Origin of the sequence: Microcoleus sp. D3_18a_C4 (genome assembly GCF_036702415.1) — a bacterium.
GTDB lineage: Bacteria > Cyanobacteriota > Cyanobacteriia > Cyanobacteriales > Microcoleaceae > Microcoleus.
Genome location: NZ_JAUBTI010000029.1, coordinates 58904 through 70597 on the forward strand (window position 1 = coordinate 58904; position 11694 = coordinate 70597).

General features: G+C 46.9%; 10 protein-coding genes and 1 pseudogene. 2 read left to right on the forward strand and 9 right to left on the reverse strand.

Translation table 11 applies throughout. The features are described 5' to 3' along the window. Window positions 1–32: 32 nt before the first annotated feature. A pseudogene (locus QUB16_RS15445) lies at window positions 33–332 on the forward strand (TIGR03985 family CRISPR-associated protein); the annotation flags it as partial. A 90-nt stretch (window positions 333–422) separates the two neighbouring features. On the opposite strand, the gene QUB16_RS15450 reads toward QUB16_RS15445, so the two are convergent. After that, the gene (locus QUB16_RS15450) at window positions 423–551 is read right to left on the reverse strand and encodes a hypothetical protein (protein WP_333317332.1); all 129 of its coding nucleotides are present in this window, start codon (window positions 549–551) and stop codon (window positions 423–425) included. Next, a complete protein-coding gene (locus QUB16_RS15455) occupies window positions 548–1468 on the reverse strand; it encodes a cation diffusion facilitator family transporter (RefSeq protein WP_333317333.1) in 921 nt (306 codons plus the stop codon). The genes QUB16_RS15450 and QUB16_RS15455 overlap by 4 nt, the downstream gene beginning before the upstream one ends. Window positions 1469–1709: 241 nt before the next feature. On the opposite strand from QUB16_RS15455, the gene QUB16_RS15460 reads away from it, so the two are divergent. Continuing rightward, on the forward strand, window positions 1710–2057 hold the full coding sequence (locus QUB16_RS15460) for a hypothetical protein (protein WP_015174783.1): 348 nt from the start codon (window positions 1710–1712) through the stop codon (window positions 2055–2057). Between the two features lie 389 nt (window positions 2058–2446). Here the strand turns inward: QUB16_RS15460 and QUB16_RS15465 are convergent, their stop codons facing one another. The 7 genes from QUB16_RS15465 to QUB16_RS15495 all read right to left on the reverse strand — a co-directional run. Beyond that, window positions 2447–3289 carry a rhodanese-like domain-containing protein gene (locus tag QUB16_RS15465; protein ID WP_333317335.1) on the reverse strand — a complete coding sequence of 281 codons (843 nt, stop codon included), beginning with the start codon at window positions 3287–3289 and terminating at the stop codon, window positions 2447–2449. A 3-nt stretch (window positions 3290–3292) separates the two neighbouring features. Beyond that, the gene (locus tag QUB16_RS15470) at window positions 3293–3814 is read right to left on the reverse strand and encodes a type IV pilin-like G/H family protein (protein ID WP_333317337.1); all 522 of its coding nucleotides are present in this window, start codon (window positions 3812–3814) and stop codon (window positions 3293–3295) included. Window positions 3815–3818: 4 nt separating this feature from the next. After that, entirely contained in the window at window positions 3819–4880 is a 1062-nt protein-coding gene (mtnA, locus tag QUB16_RS15475; RefSeq protein WP_333317339.1) for an S-methyl-5-thioribose-1-phosphate isomerase, read from the reverse strand. 116 nt (window positions 4881–4996) lie between these two features. After that, on the reverse strand, window positions 4997–5212 hold the full coding sequence (locus QUB16_RS15480; protein ID WP_333317341.1) for a hypothetical protein: 216 nt from the start codon (window positions 5210–5212) through the stop codon (window positions 4997–4999). A 155-nt stretch (window positions 5213–5367) separates the two neighbouring features. Beyond that, entirely contained in the window at window positions 5368–5679 is a 312-nt protein-coding gene (locus tag QUB16_RS15485; protein WP_333317343.1) for a hypothetical protein, read from the reverse strand. Between the two features lie 269 nt (window positions 5680–5948). Continuing rightward, the gene (locus QUB16_RS15490; RefSeq protein WP_333317345.1) at window positions 5949–7310 is read right to left on the reverse strand and encodes a cytochrome 450; all 1362 of its coding nucleotides are present in this window, start codon (window positions 7308–7310) and stop codon (window positions 5949–5951) included. Between the two features lie 325 nt (window positions 7311–7635). Next, window positions 7636–11694 (reverse strand): M12 family metallo-peptidase (locus QUB16_RS15495; protein WP_333317346.1); only part of this gene is annotated, 4059 nt, incomplete at its 5' end.

Here is an 11694-nt window from a genome sequence, read left to right on the forward strand (position 1 = left end):
CACAGCTAGGATGAAGGCAACATCGCACTTTCGCTCAATCCTACCTGCAAGGAATCACCATCCACAATACTTTTACCGCCATAGAGCGCGATCGCGCCGCCACATTAATCACACAATACACTCCCAACCCACAACACCGATCGGCACTATTACAAATCCTCCAGTGTCGCCCAACCGACGATGCTTACTACCAAGTCACTTACCGAGAGACAGACTACTACCCGCTGAGGTGGTTGCGCGCTTTAGGTTCAGAAGTCGAAATTCTGCTACCTTGGGACTTGCGACAGAAAATGGCCGTAGAAATCCAAAAAACTGGCCACTTGTACCAATAGTCTTTTGCTCGATAATTATCAAAACCATTGTGGAAAACTTGCCCTTTTCTGTGGAAAACCCCCCTTTTCCTGTGGAAAACTGCTACTAAATTAAGTGCGATCGCTCTCACCCGATTGATAGGATTTAAAAAATTGGAGGAATTGCCGTAAGTAAAAATACTTTCCCGATTCTTCAATTAATCCGTGTATCCGTCTCAAAATCACTGGTTGTGCCTTCATTTTTCAGAATCGTAGCTAATTTGGTCGGAATGGTAAGCCGGCGGCTCAACGTGAATTAAGATGCGTACAGGGCTGAAACGTTCTTCCAAACGGGCTTCTACTTCTTCTGTAATCCGGTGAGCAGTTTCTACATCGACAGCATCCACAATCATGTGCATCTCAATAAATACTTGACGCCCTACCACACCACGGGAGGCGATCGAGTGACAGTTGACAACCCCCGGTACATCGATCGCGATCGCGTGAATAACTTCCGGTGCGATCGCCATTTCATCCACCAGCCAAGGCAGATTTTCCCTTAAAACCTTCCAACCGCTGCTAAATACCAAAACAGCCACAGGAAAAGACAAAAACACATCCAGGGATTGCAGTTGAGGTATATTCCAAACCTGCCCTTGCCAAACACCAATCAACCCGCCGATGACCATAATTGTCACCCAAACATCACTCATCGTGTGCTGAGCGTCAGCCACTAAAATCGCGCTACCAAGACGTTGGCCAACTCTGCGCTCGTAAAAAGTGACAAAAATATTAATCCCCAGTACAATCAGCAAAATCCACAGTTCATTTGGGGATATTTTGACAACTTTACCCCCGTTAATCAGCCTTTCGACAGCACCGCTGAGAATTTCAAAACAGGCAATTCCCAGAAAAGCAGCAATTCCCAGAGCTCCGAGAGCATCAAATTTTTGGTGTCCGTAGGGATGATCGCGATCGGGCTGCGGATTGGCATAATGATTAGTTACCAATCCTAAAATATTATTAGCGCTGTCCGTGACGCTGTGCAAAGCATCTGCTAGCAAACTCAGGGAACCAGTCAGCCATCCCACGGCTGCTTTTATTGCCATCACCAGCAAATTTAGCAATAAGGTAATTATTAAAACCTTGCGGACTTCGGAACGGTTATCGGCAACCATAAAATCTCCTCGATCAGCCGTCAAGTTTTCTGGCTTCTAGTTTAAAGCTTATCAAGTCATAAAAGGTTAAAACTATTGCTGAATCTAGCTTGCGACTAGATTTATCTTCATTAATTTAGCCTAGCTTCTTGAGACAAATTTTAATTAATAGCAGTTTCGCAGCCCAATTTAGTTGGCAGGTACTTCTTTTAGGTTATTGTATATTTTATCATTAACAATTGTATGTTAAATTTCATTGCCCATGTCTCTTTCTCCGCTGACACTGAATTTAGTCGAAGGTTCTGTCTCCTTTAGCTTTTCCCCGCAAGCCGCGCGGGATTTGCAAAGCGAAATTGCAGCTTTGATGGAAAGCTTGAAAGCTGTAGCAGCCAAAACCGCTGGCGCTAAAGCTTCTCCCCAAAAACCGATGGAATATCGGTATGCAGGAGATGTATTTTTGGAAGTTTTCTGCAACCCGAATATCTGGCCCACTCCTTTTGCTGCGAAAGTGCTGATTACGGTTCGGGACGATCGCGTGCGCGTCACCACCGAAGCCGAACTCAGCCGCCTGCGCGACGATCTCGCTCAGTATATCGAACAAGTAGGTTGAGATTCTCAACCTGAAGCCCGCCCGTTTGTCAAGGTTAAATTCCCATTAGAATCATTGGGGTTTTGGCTTCAGTAGGGTGCGTCAGCTAGGGTTCTTTGGTCGGTAATTGAGAGACTCTCTTCTGACGCACCCTAGGACTAAGGAATGAGAATTAAATAACTTACAATGCGTGATGGTTCTTGTGGGATGGGCGTCCCGCCCGTCCAGAAAGGGCGGGCTAAGAGTGCCCAACCCCTACTCCCCACAAACTTGTGTAAATTATTTAATTCGCGATCCTAATTGGCTTAGTAAGGTGCGTCAGCTAGGTTTCTTTTATCGGTAATTGAGAGACTCTCTTCTGACGCACCCTACGACTGACATACCCTACGACTAATTTCTAATTGCTAGTTTTAATTTTTTTTCAGGGGATAGCTATCTGCCGGCCAAGCCGACCATTCCCACATTGAACCTGCATAATTCTTAGCATTAAATCCCACATTTGTCAAGACACAAGTCAACCATGCAGAGCGAATTCCCCCACTACAATAACTCACAATTTGAGTTGACTGCCAAACTCCTTTCTCCTGTAAAATAGCGACAATTTCCCCGCGATCCAGCAGTTTTCCCTGTTTGTCCATTAACTGTTTGTAATAGAGGTGAACCGCACCGGGAATGTGGCCGCCCCGTTGTTCTCCGTAAGGCGTTTTACCTGCATATTCTCGCGGCTCTCTGGCGTCGATAATGACTAAATTCTCATCTCCTAAAATAGCTTTCAATTCATCCCGCTGAATTTCCCAATTCGAGCGGCGAGATATTACAAAATCTCCTGTTTGCGGTGGATTGTTTACAGCTTTTACTCGATTAATTCCAGCTTTGATTAAAGCCCCATATCCTCCATCGACAAAAACTGCTTTTTCGTGTCCCAAAGTCCGCAACATCCAAACAATTCGCCCGTCTTCGCCCCACCCTTTCACGGAATCGGCAACGACTATAACAGGTTTGTCTTGACAAATACCAATTGCTTGCAGTTTTTGAGTTAAAACTGTGTTGTTTTCGATAATTTTTCCCTTGTGGGGAAAGTCCGATCGCGAAAATTCCTGCCAAGTTACGGGAATAGCTGGTGGGAGACGGCAAAACCACTTTAAAATGGGTGCGCGAGCATCTAGTAAAGTAGCTTCTTGTTCCAGCAATTCCTTAGCTAAATCTGCATTTACTATCCAGTTATTTGCTAAATTACCCAGTAAATTAGACATAATTTATTGAGTAACTTTGGCTGTATTAGCACCGCAGGCTAAAACCCCTTTGGTATTAGTTGGATTAGCGGGTTTAGTCTTGCCAGGAGCAGCATTTATACACAAGATTGTTTGGGTCTTGTTTGCCACCAAAAACACTCCCCCCACAAAACTTTTGAGATTAGCTTGCTTCGATACTCCGTAGTTAAATACAGCACCTTTTTTCACCATGCCGATCGAGTAGCTGTAATTGGCTGAGTTAGGTTTAACTTGGAGACCGAGATAAACCAATAGATTGGAAACAGAACTTGTAAAGCCTGCTTTTTCAGCATAGTAAACTTGCTGGGCTTTATTCATCGAACCCACAAAATTTTTCGCTTGTGATTCCTTAGCTTTAAGCGTTTGTGACACTTGAGCTTCCGAGACAGGACTGAAAACAACTGGCAGAGTTAGAGCTGCGATCGCAACTTTGAGCTGCCAGTTGCGGCTGCTATAAATCCTGCTTAATTTCACAGATAACAGGTGGAATGAGCGGTTGAGCAACATACAATTAAACTAATTGTTTTGCCTGAAACTGTTTCAACGCCCCAGGAGCAACCGTGCCGTGTTCAGTAATAATTCCTGAGATTAATTCCGCCGGAGTTACGTCAAAAGCGGGATTGTAAAATTCGACTCCCACAGGACAAATTCGCGTAGTTCCAACTTGATACATTTCAACTGGATCGCGTTCTTCAATGGGGATTTTGCTACCGTCGGAAAGTTCAAAATCAATTGTTGACAGAGGCGCGGCGACAAAAAACGGGACGTTGTGAGCTTTGGCAACAATTGCTAAACTGTAAGTGCCAATTTTATTGGCGGCGTCGCCGTTAGCAGCGATTCTGTCTGCACCGACAACTACTGCGTGAATCATGCCGAGTTTCATGCAGTGAGCGGCCATATTGTCTGCTATTAATGTGACAGGAATTCCTTCTTGCACGCATTCCCAAGTGGTGAGTTTTGCACCTTGGAGACGGGGCCGAGTTTCATCAGCAAAAACTCTTCCGAGTCTTCCTTCTCGCCAAGCAGAACGAAATACACCTAAAGCAGTACCGTAGCCGGCAGTTGCTAATGCACCGGCATTGCAGTGAGTTAGTAAGTTCAATTTTTCGGGTGTAGCGGGCAGAACTTCTAAACCTTTGTCGCCGATATCTTTACAAGTTTGCAAGTCTTCTGCTTGAATGGTTTTAGCCATTTCTAACAAAGTTTTTTGCACTTGTTCGACAGAACCGCTAGTTCTCTCGGCAGTTTTGAGCATTCGCGATATTGCCCAAAACAAATTAACCGCAGTGGGACGAGTCGATCGCAATAACTCGCCAACTTGTTCTAATTTAGCGAGAAATTCGGTACGATCGCCCGTTTCGATTTCTCGCGCCCCCAAATACATCCCGTAGGCTGCTGCTACCCCGATCGCCGGAGCACCTCGGACTATCATAGTTTTAATCGCCTCAGCCATATCTTCGTAGCGACTAATTTCGACTACACCGTATTCTTTCGGCAGTCGGTTTTGGTCAATTAGCAGAACTCGGTCTTCCATCCAGGTGACGGGCGAAACGGGGGAGTTTTGAGCGGTCATCTATTTCAATTATGTGAGGGACAAGTTTCTATGATGCCATGAAGGCGACGATTCCCGCCACTTCGATCGACAAAACCCGCCTAATTAAGCGGGTGTTGTAGTTTCCCTAAATAGTTTCACTCTTTGGCAATGATTAAACAATCACTCTCCACTTTAGACAGCATATCTGGAAAAGCTGAGGTGTAGTTGCCATCTTTGTCTACAACCCTGCGAAGTATATATCCGCTCTCAGCAGGTCTGCCGAAAAACGAGTTTGTGCGATGCCAGATATCTCCATTCGGAGTGTTCGGATATCGAGCAAAAAATCTACCAGCCACGGCGGTACACACCATCCAAACACTATCGGCGTAATGTGCCCGTGCTGCAAAGTTGCATCCGAGAATCGGAACAAGTAGCTGAAGCGAGAAAATTTGACTAAATAAATTAACATCCGTCCCGCCATTGATGAATGAAATGTCCAGATAACAGGGTCAATCGATTTTAGATTTTAGATTTTAGATTTTAGAGGCGACCCCACGGATAAATGCGGGGGCTTGAGGATTTTTGATTTTCGATTTTGGATTGATTCCACGGATAAATCACGTGGCGGGTACCACCTTTGAAATTCCTGGTCAAAAACGCGCAGCAATAACGTCAGTTGGTCAGCATTCCAGTCTGAACTGTACATCGTCAGACAATCGTCTGGTAAAACATTCCCGTCCATAAAAAAGATACCTTGCAGGACTTCAGGTAACTCCTCTGGATGTTCTACTTTCATCCAATTAGCGATGTCTTTTAGTTGCTTGTGTTCGATTAACATGGTATTATTTATCGTCAAAATAGTTGTGCTTTGGTTTCCTATTAGATCCCCCCTTGATTTCTGAGTCGAGCGATCGATAGTTTGTGTGGCGTGCGGTTTCAACTCACATCTTGCACCATTCTCAATAAGGCTTTTATGTGCGGGCAGGATGCCCAACCCCTACTCCCCACAAGCAATTAATTCTTTGTGGAACAGGCCGGAAAGCCTGTTCTTGAGAATTGTGCAATATCTCAGTTTCAACCGCTGTCTGATGCGAGCTTTTGGATTGATTACCGCCCCAAGTTAGGCTCTGAGGCTCGCCGCACTTTGCCTACCGTACTCACAACATCCACCAGCATCTTGAGTGCGATGTCTTTACCGGGGCAAATCCGTCCCGCACTCCGATCGCCCACGGAATGAAATCCCATATGAAAAGGGCACAGATTCTCCCGCTTAGCGTTGAATTCGTATACCGTAGAGCCCCAGAAACTCTCGTCTAGCAGCCCCAAACTGAGCGGTATCAGTACCTTGGTTCCGGCAGGGAAGGTGCGCTCTTTGCCCGCTACCGTTGCGGTGAAAGGCTCTGTCGCGACTCGGTGCGTGGCAATGACGGGGGCCCCGAGGCGCGCGCATTCCAGGAGGAACAGCTCGATCGACTGGCGATCGTCCAAATCGAGCCGATCCCAAAAATCAGTCGGGTTAATTTCGGCCGTCTGCTGTCCTTTATAGGCGGGGAGAGGGTGATATCCCATTGCCGTGTAGCCTAGCTGCAGGGGGCCTTGGAGTCCCGCTATACCCATAATCGATGTCATCAGCTTCGCCAATTCCCGCTTAGTCATGCCGTTGTTTTCCGAGCTCTCCTCGAAGTCGGCTAAGGCTGGGGAATTTTCATAGATAGTCGCTGCACGCTCGATTAGAGTGGACAAATCCCCGTGTCCAAACAGGTTCAGGCTTTGCAGCAGGTTCCCGATGACGGCGAAGTAGTGCAGTGGGCTGTGGCGGATGTAATGTAATTCGGTGAGGAGTTCGATCGACTCCTCGTCGTCTGGGTTGAGCCCAAAGATGACGTAGTGCAGGTATCGGACTAAAAATCTCTTCCAACCGCGCTTGACATCGGTAAAAAACGCTCCCCCCGCACCGTGTGGCATTTCGGTATAATCGGCTGCTAGCGTCGTGAGCAACCGTCGCGCGATTTCGTCTCCCTGGCGATCCGTTGTGGCACTGTTGAAGAGATACTTCTGCATACAGCTTCGGAATGCTGCGTGGTTGCTGCTAGCATCAGTGGCGCGATCGGACAAAGACAGCAGGAAAAGGTTCCTACCGCCGACATCTTGGTTGGGCGCGCGATCGGGATCGAGTACAATAGTACCCAGCCGCCAGCCGCGCGCCTGGGGCGATGTGAGTGCTTTTTCCAGCGTTGCAAACTCGGACATCACGACTTGCCCCGCGCAGCAAAAATTGGCTCCGAAAGCCTGCCGTTTTACTGGCAAATACGTGGGTTCGTTGGCAATCAAACCCTCAATCAGGGCGATCACCGGTAGCATCGTTTTGCTGAGACTTTCTTCCGGGTTTTGCAAAGCCCAAGCCTGAAACTCATTCAGGGCCGGGTTCATCAGCGATGAGAAAATAGTATCTAAATTTAGGTTCATCATAATTCCTCCGAGATCCACTCGCCATAACCCGCTTTGCATTTAGCAGCAAGAGGGTATTGAGTGGCAATTGAGCGGGTATTGAATCCCACTTAATTGCCCAAATAAGTAAGTATAACTATAGCCATTTTTATTTGTAAACGCAGTGGCAATATAGATATAGTTTTACTGAATATGTCTGCGCTCAAGTCTAGCCTTTTTCCGGAGATTGAGTGGAATTTATAACGATTTCTGGTAAGTATATCTACTTTCTGTATCTAAAGTATTAGCCCCAATCTCTGAGAGCCGCACATAAATACGATTTATGTGCGACTACTTGCTATTAAAGTTAGCCGAAATTTGCGACATTAATTAGAGTGGACGATACCCCATTAATAGAAGCTAAAATTTCTCCGGTTGCAGCCAACCGGATTAAAGTTGAACCGCTATCTTGGACAATCGCCAATTGCGAGAAAATCAGTCCGTTACCCAATACTAACAAATCTTTACCGACTTCAAAGTCAGTAATCGTATCAGTACCGGAATTCGTAGAGAGTAAAAACTTATCTACTCCCATGCCTCCCGTCAAAGTATCAAATCCCAAACCGCCCGTCAGTAAATCATCTCCCTTACCTCCGTAAAGCATATCATTACCATCATCGCCATTCAAAATGTCAGCACCACGGTTGCCAAATAAGGTATCATCACCGCTACTTCCGAGTAAAGTATCGCTACCTTTGCCACCGAAAACCGAGTCATTCCCCAGACTTCCGTCGAGGGAATCATTGCCCCTCATGCCCATCAACACATTATTCGCGCTGTCGCCAGTCAGGATATCGTCGCCATTGGTACCGAGAATTGCATTCGGGGAATTGCTGCCCAAATCTACATCGCCGCTGACAACAGGAGTTGCAATCACAGCCGGCAATACTACAGCTTCAATTCTCCTATCTAAAGCAGCACCAGTATTCTCAGTAACTACCTGGGAAATTGTCTTAGTTCCCGCACCAACTTCTTTGAAGTCTTGAGTAGTTGGGCCTAAAGCTACTTGTTGGAGGCGGGCAAGTGATTCAGGAATTGAGGTTCCTGTTGGGTTGGAGACAGCGCTATCAATGCGCTGATTGGCTGTTGCCATTACTGTCGCTGCTTGGGAGGTAATTTGGGTAACAGTTTGGCTGTTGAAACTGGGGTCTATTTGCTGGATTTTAGCTGCTGCTTGCTGAATGATTGGTTCCAAGGCTGCTGCATTACTGAGGTTTAAAACTGTACCGGATTGAATTTGAACGGTAATTGAACTGACAACAGCTTTGACAATATCCTGACTAGCTGCACTGGATGCACCATCAATCAAAGCGCTGGTTTGAGTGATGAAGTTTTGGACTTTGACCATTTCGGATAAGACTTGGACTCCGCCCGATTGATTGTTGTTGGTAGCGTCGATCGGGTCGAAATCGGTGATGTCAACATCAGCGGGAATCGCCAGAGAAGATTTGACAAGAGATTGCGCTGTTTCCGGTGCAACTCCCTTATCAATTAAATCCACTACCAAACTCGTTAACAGCGTGACAACAGTAGCATCCGCAGGTGCTGTGACGGGTGTTTCTAGTGGCAAACCAGTAGCGGTGTCAGTGCCTCCAAAAGCAACTATATTGCCTTCCTCTGGATCAACTTCCCCATTCTGATTTTTGTCAAAGGTTTCCAAGGGAATATCGAGTTCGTATTCACCTTTAGGGCCCGTTATTGTAGAGGATTCGTTCGCATCCTTTACCCCATTCTTGTTACCATCAAAGAACACAGTAGCGCCAGCAATGTAACCGTCGATTACAGAACCCCGACCTTGATTGTAAACATCGAAAAATGCTATATCCGATGCACCAGCAGCATCCCTGGCTGTTACCCGAATCCAGTAGTTTTGACCGCGCGGCAAGCTATTGTCAACCCTGAAAGTGCGGCTGCTGGCGTCGAAACTCATTCCTGTTGGTAAGGGGCTAATGCGGTTCCAACTTGTCGGGATTGGCGATCGCCCCCCGCTGACATTTCGCCACTCGAAATTGCTCACATTTTCATACCAATCAGCAGTGTAAGTCAGCGTATCGCCTGGATCGGGGTCAGTGAAAGTGTTGTTTTGAAAAGTAAACTGCAATCTGCTAGGAGTCAAACCCGATGCCAGTAACCTCAAACCTTGTTCGCGGAACGGAATGGTCAAGACTGGCGGACGATTGACGCCAGGACTCAGATTCAGATTAATATAACCTGACGATCCGCCGAAGCCATCTACTGCTATTTTGTAAGTCGTACCGGCAGTAGCAGTAAAATTGACTCGACTGGTTTGACCTCCAGCAGGGTCGTTATTATTGCTAGCAACAGTCGTCAAACTAGACACAGAACTGCCAGTGTAAACCCCTAGCAAAGTATCGAAGGAACTGCCCGCCGTAGAAACTGTTACCGGGCCAGAACTTGGCGCTGTCCAAGACCACCAAATAGATTTACCACCGCTGTTACCTGCGTGATTTAATTCTCCTGTCTGTTTAGTGCCATTGACATTTAAGCCAGTTGTGGAAAAAGAACTACCGCTGACAGTTTTTGCCTTCTCAAGATTATCATTTGAGTGCCGCCAATTAGCACCGTAAATTGCAGTATTGTTCAGCGTGCGAGCATTATTTGTGGAACTCGTTCCTGTGGGTTCGCCGAGATATGTGCGATCGGGATTAGACCAGCGATTAATCCGCGTAGTGGGAGGATTGGTTGGGTAAGACATTACGGTGCGGAAGGTGTTTGGGCCAGTCTGATCCCGATAGCCGTAGGAGTAGGGATAAGCAACAGCACCGCTAGTGCTTTCTGCATTGTGTTGAGCACCTAGGTTGTGTCCGAGTTCGTGGCCAAAGCTGTAATTTCCTGCTGCACAACTCCTCTTGACTACAGTAAATCCTGAATTGGCAAATCCATAGCTAGGACTGGTCATTACGTAACCGCGACCGCAGGCATCCAAGCTATCAACAAATAAACTCACCATGTCAGCCGAATAGGTATTCCGCAGTTGGTGAACGTTATCTAGAAAACCATCGGAAGGATTGCTGAGTCGGTTTAAATCTGTGCCGGAATCTCCACTTTCGGTGTAGGATATTTCCTGTCTGTGTACTATTCGTATCCGCTGGTTGACGCCACTGTTTTCGTAACCTAAATTTGTTTCAGATTCGGCCAGGTCAATCAAGGTATTCATGGCATCAGTACCCCCCTCGGCGTCTTTGGCTGACGCGGTATAAACGACCATGACATCTATTACCGCAGGGTCGTCGCCAGTCAAATCTCCGCTGATGTCTGGAAGGTCAGCAAAACTGTCGCTGGGGACGGGAACTGCATCGCTTTCTTGGTTAAATTCGGGAGGATCGGGAAAGGCTGCTTGGTCGATTTCTCGAATGCTGTGCAGACCGTTACCGGCATAACGAATTTGGTAAAATTTGTCTTTATACCTGATATTGCCGATCGCAACGCCATCCTTTTTACTGTTGGTCAAGATGACTTCACTGTCATCTAAAGCACCTTGAATTCTGCCAATCCGCACCCAACTTTCTCCATTAGATGAGGTTTGTACTTTGTCAATTATTACGTCAAAAGACGTATCGTTGAATAAGTTAAGGTTGAGCGGGCCTGCGTCTAAATTCTGTTGTGGGTCGTCTATTAAGTCAAATTTGACGTTAGATAAGCGCTGTCGCTTAACAGTGGGGTCGTCAAGGTCAGCTTCTGCGACAACTTGCCCGGGTGACAGGGGAATGAATAAAGAATTGCGTTTGTTGGCTAGGGTATCATTATCGCTATTGGTGACAGCGACATCGGCTGCATTTAAGCCGTTATAATTGTTGTCCGCACTAACAGCAGGGGCAGTAACAATCGTGTAAGCTTGCTCGCCGTCAACAACATTATCATCAACACCTGTTAATGTTACCGTTTGCGCTGCATTCCAGTTACCAGAATTGAAAGTCAGCGAGACAGGTGAAACTGTTCCTTCTGTTGTATTTGAACTTCCTAAATCTATTTTGACATCAGCAGTAGGTTGGCTGTTGAGTTTGACATTAAATGTGGCTGTTTGGCCTGCTTCTGTCGTGGTTAATCCACTTGCAGCATTAACACTAATTCCAGCAGGTGTCGGTGTTGGTATTGGAGGTGTTGGGGTTGGTGTTGGGGTTGGTGTTGGGGTTGGTGTGGGAGTAGGAGGTGTGGGAGTAGGAGGTGTGGGAGTAGGAGGTGTGGGAGTAGGAGGTGTGGGAGTAGGAGGTGTGGGAGTAGGAGGTGTGGGAGTAGGAGGTGTGGGAGTAGGAGGTGTGGGAGTAGGAGGTGTGGGAGTAGGAGGTGTGGGAGTAGGAGGTGTGGGAGTAGGAGGTGTGGGAGTAGGAGGTGTGGGAGTAGGAGG